Annotated in this window: 14 protein-coding genes; 9 read left to right on the top strand and 5 right to left on the bottom strand. The window is 52.5% G+C overall.

The genetic code is table 11. From position 1 onward, the window contains the following. Positions 1-238 precede the first annotated feature (238 nt). Positions 239-2554 carry a helicase C-terminal domain-containing protein gene (locus tag L6H70_RS16785; RefSeq protein ID WP_236335033.1) on the top strand — a complete coding sequence of 772 codons (2316 nt, stop codon included), beginning with the start codon at positions 239-241 and terminating at the stop codon, positions 2552-2554. Between the two features lie 245 nt (positions 2555-2799). Continuing rightward, positions 2800-3768: a Gfo/Idh/MocA family protein gene (locus L6H70_RS16780; RefSeq protein ID WP_236335031.1), complete on the top strand. Its 969-nt coding sequence runs from the start codon at positions 2800-2802 to the stop codon at positions 3766-3768. 120 nt (positions 3769-3888) lie between these two features. On the opposite strand, the gene L6H70_RS16775 is transcribed toward L6H70_RS16780, so the two are convergent. Together L6H70_RS16775 and L6H70_RS16770 are read right to left on the bottom strand one after the other, a co-directional pair. Next, positions 3889-4572 (bottom strand): CidB/LrgB family autolysis modulator, encoded by a 684-nt coding sequence (locus L6H70_RS16775; protein ID WP_236335028.1) that lies wholly within the window; start codon positions 4570-4572, stop codon positions 3889-3891. Continuing rightward, positions 4569-4940 (bottom strand): CidA/LrgA family protein, encoded by a 372-nt coding sequence (locus L6H70_RS16770; protein WP_054942351.1) that lies wholly within the window; start codon positions 4938-4940, stop codon positions 4569-4571. Before L6H70_RS16770 ends, L6H70_RS16775 begins: the two co-directional genes overlap by 4 nt. A gap of 109 nt (positions 4941-5049) precedes the next feature. Between L6H70_RS16770 and cidR the strand changes: the two genes are divergently transcribed. The 7 genes from cidR (at position 5050) to L6H70_RS16735 (ending at position 14781) form a co-directional block, all read left to right on the top strand. Next, positions 5050-5970 (top strand): cidABC operon transcriptional activator CidR, encoded by a 921-nt coding sequence (gene cidR / locus L6H70_RS16765; protein ID WP_236335027.1) that lies wholly within the window; start codon positions 5050-5052, stop codon positions 5968-5970. A 114-nt stretch (positions 5971-6084) separates the two neighbouring features. Next, on the top strand, positions 6085-6369 hold the full coding sequence (locus tag L6H70_RS16760) for an aspartyl-phosphate phosphatase Spo0E family protein (protein WP_054942349.1): 285 nt from the start codon (positions 6085-6087) through the stop codon (positions 6367-6369). Positions 6370-6583: 214 nt separating this feature from the next. Next, a complete protein-coding gene (locus tag L6H70_RS16755) occupies positions 6584-7990 on the top strand; it encodes a DNA-binding protein (protein WP_236335198.1) in 1407 nt (468 codons plus the stop codon). A 252-nt stretch (positions 7991-8242) separates the two neighbouring features. Further along, entirely contained in the window at positions 8243-8695 is a 453-nt protein-coding gene (locus L6H70_RS16750) for a MarR family winged helix-turn-helix transcriptional regulator (protein ID WP_236335026.1), read from the top strand. Then, complete coding sequence (locus L6H70_RS16745; protein WP_236335025.1) at positions 8688-10448, top strand: ABC transporter ATP-binding protein; 1761 nt, start codon at positions 8688-8690, stop codon at positions 10446-10448. Before L6H70_RS16750 ends, L6H70_RS16745 begins: the two co-directional genes overlap by 8 nt. After that, positions 10445-12343 carry an ABC transporter ATP-binding protein gene (locus tag L6H70_RS16740; RefSeq protein WP_279306766.1) on the top strand — a complete coding sequence of 633 codons (1899 nt, stop codon included), beginning with the start codon at positions 10445-10447 and terminating at the stop codon, positions 12341-12343. Before L6H70_RS16745 ends, L6H70_RS16740 begins: the two co-directional genes overlap by 4 nt. Before the next feature lie 215 nt (positions 12344-12558). Then, complete coding sequence (locus tag L6H70_RS16735) at positions 12559-14781, top strand: MMPL family transporter (protein ID WP_236335024.1); 2223 nt, start codon at positions 12559-12561, stop codon at positions 14779-14781. A 111-nt stretch (positions 14782-14892) separates the two neighbouring features. Here L6H70_RS16735 and L6H70_RS16730 read toward each other — a convergent pair whose 3' ends face one another. The 3 genes from L6H70_RS16730 to L6H70_RS16720 all read right to left on the bottom strand — a co-directional run bounded on the left by L6H70_RS16730 (position 14893) and on the right by L6H70_RS16720 (position 17615). Next, a complete protein-coding gene (locus L6H70_RS16730) occupies positions 14893-15204 on the bottom strand; it encodes an antibiotic biosynthesis monooxygenase (RefSeq protein WP_236335023.1) in 312 nt (103 codons plus the stop codon). Positions 15205-15263: 59 nt separating this feature from the next. Next, positions 15264-15983, bottom strand: a complete 720-nt coding sequence (locus L6H70_RS16725) for a 3-ketoacyl-ACP reductase (protein ID WP_236335022.1) — start codon at positions 15981-15983, stop codon at positions 15264-15266. A 78-nt stretch (positions 15984-16061) separates the two neighbouring features. Next, a complete protein-coding gene (locus tag L6H70_RS16720) occupies positions 16062-17615 on the bottom strand; it encodes an FAD-dependent oxidoreductase (RefSeq protein ID WP_236335021.1) in 1554 nt (517 codons plus the stop codon). Positions 17616-17644: the final 29 nt, after the last annotated feature.

The following is a 17644-nucleotide window of genomic DNA, read 5'->3' as shown; positions in this document are numbered from 1 at the left end:
GGGAGGATGCAGCGTAAAGACAAGAAAATTCCATATTAATAGAACTTATTATGCAGCGCTGGTCGTTGAATGTCAAAAAACAGAATTGCCGTATAAGCCCCGTGGAATGCGTAAGATCAGATGCGCATCTATGCAGCGGAGATTATCGTACTCAAATGAGGGTATACAGGGGAAAAAGCATGAAAATGACTGCCTGCGCCAAAAAGGGCAAGGCGGATAATGGAGGTGGACTCTATATATGCAATACGCGGTGTTTTCCCTTTCGGTAAGGACTTTGGTGGAATATGTGTTCAGCAGCGGCAGCCTGGAGCCGGGATTCCGCAGCGGTGCGGCCATGGCAGAAGGGACACGTATTCATCAGCATATCCAGAAGCAATATAAGGAAGGAGACCGCAAGGAGGTCTACCTTAAGACGGAGATTCCCCATGAAGGGCTTCTATTCGTCATCGATGGGCGGTGTGACGGCCTGTTAACCGGAGAGAATGGGGCCATTACGGTGGAGGAGATTAAATCTACGGCCGAACTGCTGGAGCCGGATTTCGCAGGACGGGATGTTCACTGGGCGCAGGCGCTTATGTATGCCTACATGATTTGTCTTGAGCAGGAGCTATCCGGTATAGAAGTGAAGCTTACCTATGTCCGGCGCGGCGGTGAGGAGCAGCAGAGCCTGTACAGGAATGTTACGCGGGAGGAACTGGTCGCTTTCGCTGCGGATACAGTTGCCAAGTACGCTCCTTATGCAGAGCTGATGGTCCGCCACGGGAACAAGAAGGATATCAGCATCCGGCAGTTGTCGTTTCCTTTTCCCGCTTACCGGGAGGGACAGCGGCATTTCGCTGCTGCAGTCTATAAGTCGGTTTCGGAGGGCGTCAATCTGTTTGCACAGGCACCGACGGGCATCGGCAAAACCATGTCTACGCTCTTTCCGGCGCTGAAAGCGCTGGGGGAAGGCAAAGCGGCCGGGCTGTTCTATCTGACGGCCAAGACGGTGAACCGGCTGGCTGCCCAAGCGGCGATAGCTATGCTGGTCGATCAGGGGCTGCATCTGCATGCCATTACACTTACCGCCAAGGACAAGGCCTGTTTCCGTGAGGAGGGCCTCTGCAGCAAGGAATTCTGCCCCTATAGAGAAGGTTATTATGACCGGATTAATACGGCGCTGCTGGATATGCTGGAGCATGAGACCCTGATGACACAGGAGGTTATTGCTTCGTATGCCAGGAAGCATGAAGTCTGCCCGTTCGAGTTCTCGCTCGATGCAGCCTATGCCTGCGATGCTGTCATTTGTGATTACAACTATATCTATGATCCCAGGATCAGCCTTAAGCGGCTGCCGGAGGAACGGAAGAAGAAAACGGTCCTGCTGGTGGATGAAGCGCATAATCTGGTAGACCGCGGGCGTGAGATGTATTCAGCCAGCCTGTCCAAGGCGCCGTTTCTTGCGCTGCAGCGGCAGTATAAATCGGGCAATAAAGCCCTCAGCACAGCGGCCAAAGCCGTCAATGCCTTCTTCATCGCCTTGCGCAAAAGCTGCAGTGAAGCAGGCGAAGGGGAATGGAGCACCTATCCGGAGGAGCTACCGGCCTTACTGGAGACCTTTGCTCTGGAAGCGGAAGCGGAGCTACTATCCCCCTCTCCGCCGCTTATGGCACCGCCCGGGGAAGACGAAGACGGAGACGGGCTGCTGGATACGTATTATGCGGTACAGGGCATGCTGCGCACATTTAAAACCTACGATGAGCGGTACATTACCTATGCCGAGGTTCAGCGCGGGGATGTATATCTGAAGCTGTTCAATCTGGACCCTTCCTACCTGCTGCAGCAAATGGGCAAAAGCTTCCGCAGCCAGATTCTGTTCTCGGCAACGCTGTCTCCCCTCTCGTATTACAGGGACATGCTGGGGGCGCGGGAGGAGGATTACAGCCTAATGGTTCCTTCGCCTTTTCATAAGGAACAATGGCAGGTATCCGTGCTTCCGGTGTCCACCCGTTACCGTGACCGGGAGGATTCCCTGTTCCCGCTCTGTGATGCGCTGAAGGGAATGACAGCCCGTAAAGGCAACTATCTCGTGTTTTTTCCTTCCTATGCTTATCTGCAAAATATATATGCGCTGTTTGCCGAGAAATATCCGGAGGTCCCCACGCTTGTGCAAAGCACCGGTATGAGCGAACCGGACAGGGAGAGCTTCCTCGCCGCCTTCCGCCCGGATAATCCGCAGACCCTGCTTGGCTTCGCCGTGCTGGGCGGGATTTTCTCGGAGGGGGTTGATTTGCCGGGCGACCGCCTGAACGGTGTAATGGTCGTGGGCGTCGGGTTGCCGCAGGTGGGGCTTGAGCGTAACCTGCTGCGTGCGTATTTCCAATCCCAGGGTAAGAACGGCTTCGATTATGCCTATGTCTACCCGGGCATGTGCAAGGTGCTGCAGGCGGGAGGCCGGTTGATCCGCAGCGAGAGCGACAACGGAACGATTATACTGGCGGATGACCGGTTCCTCCAGCATCCCTACCGGGCGCTGCTTCCTGAGGAATGGCGGGACTACCTTGTCATAACGTAAGCGCTTATAATTGTTTATATAATTATAGGAAACGCAAACTATAATAGGCTGTAAAAGAGGCAGAAAAAAATCGGCTATATAAACTGGGCTTTTGAAATTCACCTGAATGGGCAGCAGAAACGGAGGGGAAGTTTGGAACTGTAGGAGCGTCAGCGGCCGAAAGTCCAAACATTCCCCGCAGTTTCGACTGAAGCCTATTCATTAGATTTTCAAACCACCTTATATAGAACCCAGGAGGGAATAATATGACACTTAATATCGGAATCGTAGGCACCGGCTGGTTCTCCAAAGTACATGCGGATTTGCTGGCGGGAATGGAGGATGTGACGCTCAAAGCCGTATGCGGCAGCAGCCAGGCCAAGGGGGAAGAGATGGCCCGCCCTTACGGGGCTGAAGGCTATGGGGAAATTACGGACATGCTGGATGCCCAGAAGCTGGACGCAGTCTATATTTGTGTGCCTCCGCAATCGCACGGGGCGATAGAGCGGGCGCTGATTAGACGGGGGATTCCTTTCTTCATCGAGAAGCCGCTGGGCTCGAGCACGGAAATTCCGGCCAGCCTTTTGCAGGATATCAAGGAGCATAATCTGCTGACCTCGGTGGGCTATCACTTCCGCTATCAGGAGAATATCCAGCGGCTGAAGGCGGCGCTGGAAGGCGATAAGGTAGGCATGATCGTCGGACAATGGATGGGCGATATGCCGGGCGTAGCCTGGTGGCGCAATCAGGAGCAGTCCGGCGGACAATTTACGGAACAGACCACTCATATCGTGGACCTGCTGCGGTATCTGGCCGGTGAAGTAACGGAGGTCTACGGGCTGTTCGGCAACCGGATCATGCATGAGCGGCATGAAGGAGTGACCGTGTCCGATGTGGGCACAGTATCGCTGAAGCTGGCAAGCGGTATTATCGCGAACATCTCCAATACCTGCGTGCTACCGGGCGGGGTGGGCCACTGCGGCATCAGCTTCTACAATGACAACGGGCTGCTGGACTGGAATCCCGAGCGTCTGCTGGAAACGCGTAGCGGTGACAGTAAAGAATATGCGAGCACAGGGAATCCTTACCTTACGGAGAGCGAAGCGTTCCTGCATGCGGTACGGACCGGAGACCGTTCGCGTATTCTGAGTGATTATGAGGACGGCTATAAGACGCTGAAAGTGACCTGCGCAGCTTTTGATTCAGCGCAGAGCGGGCTGCCGGTTAAGCTGTAACCGAGCCGAAACGGCTATACCGTCCTTTAAAGACGGTAACGTATACTTTCTTATATTTAGAAAAAAGCCCTGCTAATCCGTATTACGGATCAGCAGGGCTGTGGCCCAAGCGGGGTCGGCCTAGTGGAGGAAAACAGAGAGCAGCGCAGGCGCAAGGCCGATGGAGAACAGCGCTGTTAGAATCATAGCGATACTTGAGATGGTGCCGGTCAGGGAGCTGAACTCGAAGGCCTTGGATGTACCGGTACCGTGCGCAGCGGTTCCCAGCGATACACCGCGCGCAATTTCATTGTCAATGCGGAAGAGGCGAAGTACGGAAGGTCCCATCATCGTTCCCAGTACACCGGTCAGGATGACAAAAACAGCCGTGATGCTCGGGACGCCGCCGATGCTTTGCGAGATGCTCATGGCGATCGGTGTAGTTACCGACCGGGGCACAAGACTGGTAGCCAGTTCACCGCTTAAATGCAGCCATTTGGCCAGCATCATGGAAGAAAGAACGGCAATTACCGTACCTGACAGCACGCCAGCCGCAATTTCGGCGGCGTGCTTTTTGAGCACCTTGAAGTTTTTATGTAGTGGGATCGCAAAGGCGATAGTCGCCGGCTGCAGCAGCTTAGTCAGCCACTGGCCCCCCGCATTGTAAGAGTCATAAGGAATTCCCATCACCAGCAGAATGCTGATAATAATCAGCGGGGTGATGATGAGCGGAGAGAAATACATTTTGCCGCTGGAAGTATAAATCCGTTTCGCCAGCAGATAGACCAGCAGCGTGAGGCCGAGCAGAAGCATTCCTGTAATCATGAGTCTCTACGCTCCTTTACTTTATAAATTGCGCCGGTAAGCAGTCCGGAGCCAGCCATGACGGCAAAGGTTCCGACAAGGACCACCGCCAGCACCTGAAGGCCGTCCGCCTCAAGCAGTCTTGAATATTTCATTACTCCCACAGCGGAGGGAATAAAAAACAGCAGCAGTTCGGCAAGCAGCCAGGAGGCACCGACCTCGACCCAGTTCAAGCGGACCGTACCGGATTCCAGCAGCAGGAACAAAATGATCATCCCGATGATACTTCCGGGAATGGGAATATGCAGCATAGGAGTTAGGGTATTAATAAGCATGGAGAAGGCCGTAAGTCCGGCAACCTGCAGCAAGCCTAGAGTTATTTTTTTCATAAGGCTTCGCTCCTTTCATTCTAATGAAAGTTTACAACAATTATTTTCATAGGTAAAATGAATATAACGAATAAGTGACATTCCTTTTGTCTATACATGAGGTGAGGATATGGAAATCAGACAGCTGCAGTATTTTGTGCAGGCGGCAAGGTTGAACAGCTTCTCCAGAGCGGCGGAATCCTTGTTTATTACCCAGCCAACGATCAGCAAAATGATCCGCAATCTGGAGGAAGAGCTTGGGGCAGACCTTTTTTACCGTGAAGGCAAAAGCATAAGATTAACCGATGCGGGTGAAATCCTGCTGGCAAAAGCGCAAAATATTGTAGAGTCCTTCGTCAGCCTCTCTTCCGAGTTGGACGGTCTGCGCAATCTGCAGCGCGGCCATATCCGTATCGGTCTGCCGCCCATGGTGGGGGCAAGCTTTTTCCCTGCGGTCATCGGGGAGTTTCACCGGCGTTATCCCGACGTGACCATCCGGCTGCATGAAGACGGAGCCAAAAAAGTAGAAGATGACGTGGAGACGGGCCTGTTGGATATCGGGGCCATTGTGCTTCCTGTAAATACGGCTAAATTTCACTGCTTTACTTTTGTGGAAGAGAAGCTGGAGCTTCTGGTGCCGGTAGGGCACCGTCTGGCAGGTGCAGACTTTGTTGCCCTGAAGGAGCTGGAGGCGGAGGAGTTTGTGCTGTTCCGTGAGGATTTTGCCCTGCATGACCGGATAATCACCGAATGCGTGAAGGCTGGTTTTCAGCCGAAGGTCGTATATGAGAGCTCGCAATGGGACTTAATCAGCCGGATGGTGGCAGCCGGAATGGGGATTGCCTTGCTGCCGGAGACGATCTGCCGGGATATGGACCGTACACGGATTGCGGTTATTCCGTTGACAGAGCCGGTCATTCCCTGGCAGCTTGGCATGATCTGGCGCAGAGACCGCTATTTGTCCTTCGCAGCGAAGGAATGGATTGCTTTTGCGATGCGCGTGCTTGGGGAACGTTACCTTCCCCCGGAACAAGCGGGAAAAAATGAATAAATGTAAATTTACACTTGTAATATCTTCGACAATTTTTTCTTTTTTTTCAAAATATGTTTTTTGGCATCATGCCTTATGATAGTGGAGAAGTTGATAGAGGGCAGGTGACTAAACGTGAATTTTTACCGGACTTCCCATGAAGAGCCTAGAAGAGATTATAGAGAAGATGAGTTATTTATTACTATAGAGAGCCTTAGAAGCGAGCTGCTGGAGGTAGCGCAGGAACGCAGCCTCAGCGACCATACGGTTGTGGAGCTCAGCCAACGGCTGGACGGATACATTGTCCTGGCCCAGAACAAAATGATGGAGAGTCTGCGGAGCCGTCAAAATGAAGACGCCCCGTACGGGAAAATCACCAAAAGCAAGCGGGTTAGAAGCAAAGCAGCCTTCCAGCAGTAGTGCTTACTGCAGCTGCAGCCTTAATTCTGTAATAGAGATATAAGGTGCCATTCCTTCACTGCTTTACCAGGATAAACCATTAAATTTAATTGAGTTTTTATAATTAAGGTCCTGCTGCCGCAGGGCCCTTTTGTTGTGCTTTCTATAGTCATCCCCTATAATGGCAATTAATAGAAGAGTCTATTTAAGCTGCTGAGGAAGGTGCCGGGTGGAGATGAAACTGACAACATTACGCTCCGAAATCGAGAATAATCTGTTCCGCTCCGGGTATAACCTCGCCTCATTTGCGAAAGTATCCGGCCTCAACCGGGGGAGTCTGAGCGCCATTCTTCACGGTAATCCGCCTAAGCCGGTTTCCCTGGGACAACTGGATGCGCTCACGAAGGCCTTTGGATTCCCGGAGGGATGGTTCTATACACTTTATGTAGATGAATGCTTCAGTGAAGACAAGGTCTCGCGCCGCAGGGTGGAGCCCTTTTTAATTCGTTGTGTGGAGACCGGTAAACAGCAGTGTGTCGATGAAATTATAAACAGAATCATGGAATTTCCCAAACCGCTGGATGTGGTCTACTCGGTAGCGGAGAAATTATTTGCCGGCGGGAAGATTCAGGAAGCAAAGGCCTTTTATAAAATCATTGTTGAACATGAGCAGGACAGCTCTTCCGAACGTCTGGCCATCAGCCAGTACCGTATCTTTAAATCGCTGGAGTCTGTTGTGGATATGGAGGAAATGCTGCGGGCGGTCATCACCTTTGAGCCGTTCCGTGGCCGTATTCCAGATCATCTGCAGCTGGACGGGCTGCTTAAGCTGGCAAGTGTCTGCTTCACGCTGCACCGGTGGTCAGATATGGAGAGATACACTGATGAGCTGAGGGCACTGGCCGACGGGATTTACCGGGAGCAGCTGCGGAAGAAGACGGGCAGACGTACGGAAGAGTTACATCTGCTGCGGCCGCTCGTGCTGTATTACGCCCATGGACATTTGATGAAGGCGACAGCGCTCACCAAACAGGGGAAATATGAAGAAGCCCAAAAGTTTACGGCTATGTATGCTGACCTGGGCTGGTTTGAACTCCTGGATGAAGAGGGGCTGCGCATTGTCGATGCCTTCCGTTCCTTTGCCGTTGGCAATAGCTTTACCCTGGAAATGCAGGTGGGGAATTTTGCGGTTCTGCCGGAGTATACAGCATATATGGCGAAGCTGCCCAGTGAGATTCTGCCCGGCCTGGTGAGTATTCTGGAGGCTGCCAACCGTTTCGGTTTTTCTGTAGATCATGTACTGGAACAGTTTTCGGCGGAAATGCCCCGGTTTGAACAGCTTCAGGATCCCCTCAACATCGAACGGATCTACCGGCTCGGGTATCAGCTGGCTTTATATTATTCAGAACGCGGACAATATACGCGGGGTATCGATTATATTTTGCAATGTCTCAAGGCAGCAATTCAGCTTAACAGCGCCAAAGACATCCTCGAGTGTGTAACGTTATTTGAAGAGAGCCGTGAGAGTGCGGGCGGACAGCAGCTGCTGCGGTACGGTGAACTCCTTAAAGGACTAAGAAAAAATCAGGAGCTGGCTGCGAACAGGGAGCGGCGTTCTGCCATGGCGGAGCGTTCCTTCTAAGCGGGTCTCTTATATGAAACAAAGCGCTCCTCCGCCCCCGGCGGGGGAGTTTTGGCGTGCTGCAGCGCTGCTGATTTGTTCGTCATTCCGTAATATTTGATAGCGCATTCAATGTTTGACAAAGATTTGTATTGAAAATATAATTAGGTTGCCTAATTAATATTGTATTTAATTATTAGTTAACCTAAGTAAAATAAGGGGATGGGAAGCATTGGGATAAACAATGAAAATCCAGTCGCACAAAAGCTATTTATGGCTCTGCGGCAGCTGCGAAAAGCACATGTGCATCAGGCTGTTGAGGGGCATAAGCCAAGTGAAATGACTTTACTGATATGCCTTGCAAGAAAATCGCGTTCTGCCGAGGAAGGGCTCAAAGTATCCGAAATCAGCCGTTTGCTGGGGATAACGCCTCCCACAGTTACGCAGCTTATCAACAGCCTTGAGGCCAAGGACATGGTCGAGAGACAGCCGGATCCTTCTGACCGGAGAGTGGTGCGCATCCGGCTGACGGAGCAGGGCAGAGTGATCACAAGAAAAGCGAGAGAGCATATGGATGCTTCCCTGAACAAGCTGGTGGAGTATTTGGGTGAAGAAGAGAGCACCCTTCTGGCGGATCTCTTGCTGAAGGTACATGGGTTTATAGAAAATAATCCGCGGCCTGACTTAGACCGGTTACAAATGAACGGAGATGAGAAACTTGATTAAATTGTTAAAAGGACTTAAGCCCTTTCGGTGGGGCGTTGCAGCTGTATTAATTCTAATCTTTCTGCAATCCATGGGCGATTTGTATCTTCCAACCCTGATGTCCGACATCGTGGATAAAGGAATCGTACATGGCGACCGCGACTATATCTGGCGGATCGGTGCCTATATGCTGCTTGTGGCAGGCGGCGGTGCGCTTTGCTCCGTGATTGCCAGTTATTTGTCGGCGAAGGTAGCCGCAGGCTTCGGGAAAAACACCCGCTCGAAAATGTTCAAACATGTAGAGAATTTTACGCTGCATGAATTTGACAAAATCGGTACAGCTTCACTGATTACACGCACAACTAACGATATTACACAGGTACAAACCGTATTGACGATGATGCTCCGCATGATGGTCGGTGCTCCGATGATGATGATCGGGGGGATTATTATGGCGGTGTCGGAGGATGCCAAGCTGTCCCTGATCTTTGTAGTTGTAATTCCGGTGCTCGTAGGAGCGATTTTCTTCATCGGAATGAAGGGGCTGCCGCTGTTCAAAGCGATTCAGGTCAAGCTGGATACCTTGAACCGTGTGCTGCGCGAGCATTTGACCGGTATCCGTGTCATCCGTTCATTTAACCGGATCGATCATGAGAACAGAAGGTTCACTGCAGCCAACCAGGATCTGACGGGAACTGCCATTAAGGTTAACAAGATCATGGCTGGTCTAATGCCTGTAATGATGCTTGTCATGAACTTCTCAATGATCGGCATTCTGTACTACGGCGGTATCCGGATTGGCGACGGCGACCTGCAGGTCGGTTCGCTGATGGCGTTTATTCAATATGCGATGCAAATTATGTTCTCCCTGATCATGGTATCCATGATGTTCGTGCTGATTCCCAGAGCTTCCGCTTCCGCACTGCGGATCAACGAAGTGCTCGATATGCAGCCTGAAATCAATGATCCGACTAGAGGAGAGCTTCAGACTACAGCTACAGCCACCAAAAAAGACGGACGCGATGGAATGCATGGCTTTGTCGAATTCGACAACGTGTCCTTCTCCTATCCGGGAGCCGAGCAGCCGGCGCTGTCTGGTATCAGCTTCAGTGCCCGCCCCGGCGAGATCACAGCCATTATCGGCGGTACCGGATCGGGTAAATCTACGCTGCTCAGCATGATTCCGCGCTTCTATGATGTCATTGAAGGCGCCGTACGGGTGGATGGTGTGGATGTCCGTGAGATGACACAGGAGGATCTGCGCAGCAAGATCGGTTATATCCCGCAAAAGGCGGTGTTGTTCACCGGAACGATCAGCGAGAATATCCGCTACGGTAAAGATGACGCTACCGATGAAGAGGTTATTCATGCAGCTAAGGTAGCGCAGGCGTATGACTTCGTCTCGGCGATGAAGGAAGGCTTTGGCTCGGAGATCGCCCAAGGCGGCAGCAACGTCTCCGGCGGCCAGAAGCAGCGGCTCTCCATTGCCCGGGCTCTGGTAAGAAAACCGGAAGTATATTTGTTTGACGACAGCTTCTCCGCACTCGACTTTAAGACGGACGCTAAGCTGCGGGCTGCACTTAAAGAGGAGACAACGGAATCAACGGTGCTGATTGTCGCCCAGCGGGTCAGCACGGTTATGGATGCCGACCGGATTATTGTTCTGGATGAAGGCACCATTGCCGGAATCGGCACTCATCGCGAACTGATGGAGAATAGTGAAGTGTACCGCGAGATCGTATCCTCGCAGTTGTCAGAGGAGGAAATAGCATGAGTGAGCAAAATCGGCAAATGAAGCCTCCGGCCCGCCGCCATGGCGGCATGGGCCCCGGTCCTGGCGGACCCGGTATGAGAATGCCTGCAGAGAAAGCCAAGGATTTCAAAGGCACGCTCCGCCGGCTGATCCGCTATTTGCGGCCACGCCAGGTACAGCTGCTAATCGTGTTTATTACGGCCATAGCCAGTACGGTATTCAGCATTTTCAGCCCGAAGGTCATGGGTAAAGCTACAACCAAGCTGTTCGAAGGAGCTTACGGGCTGCTGATGGGGGTCCCGGGTGCTGCGATTGATTTTGATTATGTGAATAAAATTCTGCTCATTCTGGGCGGCCTCTACCTGTTCAGCGCTTTGTTCAGCTATATCCAGCAGTATGTGATGGCTGACGTTGCCCAGAAGGTCGTGTTCGATATGCGTGAGCAGATCAACAGCAAGCTGGAGCGCCTGCCGCTGAAATACTTCGATTCCCGGACCCATGGGGAAATTCTCAGCCGCGCAACCAATGATGTGGACAACATCAGTACAACGCTGCAGCAGAGCTTAACCCAGCTGATTACGTCCATCGTGACCATTATTGGCGTTATCATCATGATGCTGACGATCAGCCCTTGGCTGACTCTGATCACCATAGTTACCCTGCCGCTTAGCTTTGTAGTTATTATGGCGATCACCAAACGTTCCCAGGGATATTTCATCGGCCAGCAGAAATCGCTCGGCCAGTTAAACGGTCACGTGGAGGAAATGTATACCGGTCACCGGATTGTAAAAGCCTTCGGCCGTGAGCAGCAGTCGCTTAACGAGTTCAACAAAATTAATGATGATCTTTATAACTCCGGCTGGCGCTCCCAGTTCATGTCCGGAATGATCATGCCGCTAATGATGTTCATCGGTAATCTGGGGTATGTGCTGGTCTGTGTGGTCGGCGGGATTTTTGTTACCAAGAAGGTTATTGAAGTCGGTGATATTCAGGCCTTCATTCAATATTCGCGCCAGTTTACAATGCCGATTACCCAAACAGCGAATATAGCCAACATAATACAATCCACGATTGCTTCAGCAGAGCGTGTCTTTGAACTGCTGGATGAAGAAGAAGAAGTGCCGGAAACCTCAGTCTCTCTGGCAAAGCAGGCTAAAGGTGCAGAAGAAGGTGCTGTGGAGTTCCGCCATGTGAAATTTGGATACAAACCGGATGCGATTCTGATCGAGGATATGAACATTGATGTCAGTCCCGGACAGACGATTGCAATTGTAGGACCGACCGGTGCCGGTAAAACGACGCTGATCAACCTGCTGATGCGGTTCTATGAAATTAGCGGCGGAGAGATTATCATCGACGGCGTGAATATTACCGACATGAAGCGCAGTGAGCTGCGCAGTAAATTCGGTATGGTGCTGCAGGATACCTGGCTGTTTAATGGTACCATCCGCGACAATATCGCTTATGGCCGGGAAGGCGCGACCGAAGCCGATGTTATCCGGGCTGCCAAAGCTGCGCACGCGGATCACTTTATCCGGACACTTCCGCTCGGCTACAACACGATCCTGAATGAGGAAGCCTCCAATATCTCACAAGGACAGAAGCAGCTGCTGACCATTGCCCGGGCAATTTTGGCCGATCCTTCGATTCTGATTCTGGATGAAGCGACCAGCAGCGTAGATACCCGGACTGAAGTGCAGATTCAGAAAGCGATGAAGACGCTGATGACCGGCAGAACAAGCTTTGTTATTGCCCACCGTCTGTCAACCATCCGCGACGCTGATCTCATTCTGGTGATGAATCAGGGCAGTGTGATTGAAAAAGGTACGCATGTCGAGCTGCTGGAACAGGGCGGATTCTATGCCGATCTCTATAACAGCCAATTCTCAGGCGATGACCTGCCGGATGCAGGCTAAAGATAGAGATGCCTAACCCGATTAATTAGAATAGTTATCACAAAGGACGAACGCCCTTCTGTTTACAGTAGACTTATACTACTAAGAACAGAGGGGCGTTTCTTGTATCAGAATAAAAAAGATTTGCTTAAAAATTTTAGGGTATATATGATAAGGTTAGTAAAATGACCCACGGCTCATTTTTGAGGGGCCGGGGTAAAGAGAGGATTGATTAAATGTCGGGCTACGGGAAATGGGTGGCAGGCCGTACTACCAAATGGATCACTCTGCTGATATGGATTGTGCTGGTGGGGATACTTACAGTTCTGTGGCCTTCCGTAAATTCACAGGTGCTGAACAATGCGCAAAATCTTCCCGAAACCGCTCAGTCCGTGCGGGCAGCTGCTGTTGCAGAGCAGGAGTTTCCAGGCGGTAGCGGTGTGCCGGCACTGCTGGTGTGGCACCGGGAAGGCGGATTATCAGAGGAGGATTTAGTACATATCATCGCGGTATACGGCAAGCTGGAGCAGCAGCCGCTTCCGCATCAGAATTATGTGCCGCCGCTCGGACAGCTGCCGCCGCAGGCGCTGCAGGCTTCACTGTCGGAGGACCGCAGTACCCTGGTCACACCGGTGCTCTTTGACAAGTCCGCAGACAGTGATCAGCTTGGTGAAGCTATTAAGGAAATGAAGTCAGTTATTCATACGGAGACCGGTGGTGACCCGGCGGCGGCCAAGGTGGACGGCAGTGAACTCAGCCTCCGGGTGTCCGGACCTGTAGGAATCTCCATTGATGCAACCGGTCTGTTCAAGGACGCGGATGTCTCCTTATTGATTGCGACAGTCGTTCTTGTGCTTGTATTCCTGCTGCTAATCTACCGTTCGCCGATTCTGGCGCTGATTCCGCTTATAGCGGTAGGATTTGCCTATGGTGTTACCAGTCCGCTGCTTGGACTTATGGCCCGGGAGGGCTGGATTACGGTCGACTCCCAGGCCGTGTCGATTATGACGGTGCTGCTGTTCGGCGCGGGAACCGACTATTGCCTCTTCCTGATCTCGCGGTTCCGTCAGATGCTTAAAGTGGAAGAGAACAAAGGGCGCGCACTGCTTAGCGCGATCACCCATTCTTCCGGAGCGATTGCGATGAGCGGCTTCACGGTCGTGCTTGCGCTGTTTGCATTGCTGCTGGCGAAGTATGGAGCCTATCACCGCTTTGCGATTCCGTTCAGTGTATCGATTCTTATCATGGGTATCGCTAGCCTGACACTGGTTCCGGCACTGCTGGCGATCTTCGGGCGGATGTCGTTCTTCCCGTTTGTGCCGCGTACACCGCAGATGGAGGCAGAGCGCGCAAAAGCCAAAGGCAAACCGGCTCCAAAGCCCAAAACCCGCAAAAAGGGGATCGGCGGCCTGGTGGTCTCCCGTCCATGGACGATTGTGGCGGTAACCATTATCGGTCTTGGCATTCTGGCCTCCTTCTCCAGCGGGATTAAGTTCACCTATGATATTCTGTCTTCTTTTCCGGAGGATATGGAATCCCGGCAAGGCTTTGATCTGATCGGCACGCAATTCTCCCCCGGAGAGCTGGCACCGGCCAAACTGATCATTGATACACAAGGAAAAGTAAGCGGAGAGGATTTCAAGTCTGTTTTGGGCGGGATATCCTATATAGATACGGTATCCGACCCGCAGCAGGGTGCGGTTAATAAGGATATTGTAGGCTTTGATATTGAGTTCAAGAGCAATCCGTATTCCCTTGAGGCAATGAGCCATATTCCGGCGCTGCTGAAAACAGCTGAGCAGGCGCTGGCTGAATCAGGCCTGGATCATGCGGAAGACAGTGTATGGATCAGCGGGCAGACGGCAACCCAGTATGACACCAAAGAGCTGGGTGAACGCGATACCGACCTGATCATACCGGTGGTCATCGGAATGATTACCCTGCTGCTGCTGATCTATCTGCGGTCGGTGACGGCAACCGTCTACCTGGTGGCAACCGTCATTCTGTCCTTCTTCTCGGCCCTTGGGCTCGGCTGGATTATCATTCACTATGTAATGGGCGCCGATGCGATTCAGGGATCGATTCCGCTGTATTCCTTCGTCTTCCTGGTTGCACTCGGTGAAGATTATAATATCTTCATGATCTCTAACATCTGGAAGAAGCGCAAACGGATGCCGCTGAAGCAGGCGATTGCCGAAGGGGTCAATGAAACCGGATCGGTCATTACCTCCGCCGGGCTTATCCTGGCAGGAACCTTCGCTGTCCTTGCCAGCCTGCCGATTCAAGTGCTGGTGCAGTTTGGCATCATTACCGCGATCGGGGTGCTGCTAGACACCTTCATTGTCCGGCCGTTTCTCGTGCCGGCAATTACCGTGCTCTTTGGCCGCCTGGCATTCTGGCCCGGCAAGCATCAGGAGCTGGAGAAACCGCTGCCTGCGGGCGCCGATGAACATTATTAAGGCTGCAGCTTAAGCCTGAACAACAAAACAGGGATGCCTTCGCTTAGACCTTTAAGGTCTAAGGCTGGCATCCCTGTTTCTGTATTCCCGCTGCGGTATGCAGGGGGGAATTTATTGCTCCGGCTGGCGGCTGATCACAAGCTCGTATTTGTCGAGCGAAGCGCCCAGGATGACCTCATTTCCGCCTGCCCCGCGGTGCGATTCGCGGAAGGCGGGGCTGGCTGTCCAGCCCTTGAACGCTTCCTCGTTCTCCCATACGGTGCAGACTTTCAGCTCTTCCACGCCTTCCTTGGCGGCACTATGCCATACTTCCAGCCGGACAAAGCCGGGCATGGCCTGTACACCGTTTGCCCCGCCAAAACGTTGGGCCAGGGTTGCCCCGTGGCCTTCCTTGACCTTTATTGTATTGGTGACGACCAGCATAATAGCAGTTCCCCCTCAAAGTCAAAGTATCGTAAAGTATCAGCTAAGGCTAAGCTCATTTATTGCGGATTAGTCGTCCAGATGCCTGCGGTTTTCAGGAATACGCGATCCGGCAGCTTCAGTGCCGCTAAGGTCAGCTCGGCTACATCCTCCGGCTGCATCATCCGGTCTTCATCGCCGATCTTGAGGCCGGCATTTTCGGCCAGACCTGTATTAACCGTGCTTGGCGTCAGCGCTACGACCCGGATATTGTGCTTACGCACCTCCTGGGCGAGCGCTTCAGTCATGCCCATGAGGGCAAACTTGGAGGCACAGTAGGCCGAACCGGTGGCAAAGCCGCGTTCACCGGCCGTAGAGGAAATGTTGATGATGTTACCGCTGCTGCGCTCAATCATGGCCGGCAGAGCTGCACGGGTTACATAATAGGTACCGAACAGATTGACCTCCATGTGCTTCTCCCAGTCAGCCGGATCCATCTCCAGGAAGGTGCCGAATTTGGCGATCCCGGCATTATTAATCAGCGCATCGAAGGCGCCAAGCTCATGCTGCAGCGAGACAACGGCCCGCTCCGCCTCTTCACGTACAGAAATATCGGCTACAGCAATGCTTACCTTAACATCATAGACTTCGGTCAAGGCTGATTTCAGTGCCTCCAGATCCGCAGATGTTCTGGAGATCAGGCCCAGGTTTGCACCCTCCTTGGCTAATGCCATCGCTAATGCTTTGCCGATTCCTTTGCCGGCACCTGTGATCACAATGCTTTTTCCTCTTAAATCCATGACTGTTCTTCACGCTCCCATTCGCTCTATTATTGAGGTTCCTTTACAACCTTATTATACCTGAGCGGAAGCGGACAATCACTTTTCCGGCGTAAGCTTCGTAAGCGCCACTGTAGCCGGGCCCTCCAGCACCTTACCCTCATAGGAGAAGCGGGAGCCGTGACAAGGGCAGTCCCAGGAACGTTCGGCGTTATTCCACTCGCATTCACAGCCCATATGGGTGCAGGTCCGGTCGACCAGATGCAGCTGTCCTTCAGGGTCACGGTAAGCCCCGACGCGTTTGCCGTCATGAAAGACAACCGCGCCCTCATCCGGTTCAAGCTCGCTTGTCTTTTTGTGGATAATCTCCACCTTGCCGGCTACCAGCTCTTTGGCGACATTGGCGTTCTGAACAATGAAGTTTTTGATACCTGGGTTCGCTTTGAAGTGGGAAGGATCGTACAGGCTGCTGTATGGATTCGTCTTCCCCTGAATCTGATCCGCGATCATACGTGCAGCCAGCGTCCCGCTGGTCATACCCCATTTACCGTAGCCGGTGGCGATATAGATTTCTTCATCTTCTGCTGCCCGCCCGATGTAAGGGACTCTATCCAGTGTAACGAGGTCCTGTGCTGACCAGCGGAAGGGGATTTGCTTAATCCCCAGCAATTCTCCAGCGAATAGCTCCAGCTTCTCATAGTGGCCAAAGGTGCAGATCCCCTGTCCGGTCTTGTGGTTCTCTCCGCCTACAATCACAAGTCTCTTGTCGCCCCATTCCACGGCACGCAGAGAACGTTTAGGATTTCCGGCGCTGAGGTACATGCCGCCCTCAAAGTCCGTTTCCGGCTCGATTGCCAGAGCGTAGGAACGGTCAGCATGCAGGCGTGTGAAGTATAGCCCGCCTCCGTCATAGAACGGGAAATGGGAGGCGGAGATGGCGTGACGGCAGCGGATTTGATGCTCGCTGCCTTCGGTGTACAGCGTGAGGCGGTCGCCTTTGTCCACCTTTTCGCCGATCGTGGTGTGCTCGTAAACAACGCCGCCTTTGTCGAGGACAGCCTGCAGCATCCCCTTAAGGTATTCCAGAGGATGGAAACGTGCTTGCCCTGCCAGTTTGATGGCTCCTCCGGCCATCAGCGGGAGCGGGACATGGTCCAGCCATTCCCCTGGCAGACCGAGCTTCTCGTAAGCCTTGAACTCCTTTTCCAGCTGCTTCAGCGTTTTTTCGTCTCCCTGATCGGCATAAAGATAGGCGGACTCATGATGAATTCCGCAGGAAATATCCAGCTCTCCGGCTGTAGCAAGGATCCACTCCAGCGATTCACTATGAGATTGGAAGTAAGCCCGCGCCTGCTCCTCACCGAAATGACTCAGCAGATCATCATAAATCATTCCGTGCTGTGCAGTGATCTTGGCCGTGGTAAATCCGGTAGTTCCGGTAAGAATCTCTCCTGCTTCCAGCAGCGTGACCTTATAGCCAGCATTACTAAGGAGATAGGCCGCCGTAATCCCCGTTATTCCCGCACCCACGATTGCCACATCTGTAACATGGTCTTCCGCAAGCCTCGGAAAGGAAGGCAGTTCAGTCGTACCTCTCCATAACGATTCCGGAAATTGGGGAAGACCTTGTGAGTTAATATTCGATGTATTCATTATCCGATCCCTCCATATGCAATATTTCA

It is taken from the genome of Paenibacillus auburnensis (assembly GCF_927798115.1).
Taxonomy (GTDB): Bacteria; Bacillota; Bacilli; order Paenibacillales; family Paenibacillaceae; genus Paenibacillus_AQ; species Paenibacillus_AQ auburnensis.
The sequence above is the reverse complement of the archived record's forward strand: the minus strand, read 5'-3'. Positions and strand labels throughout refer to the sequence as shown.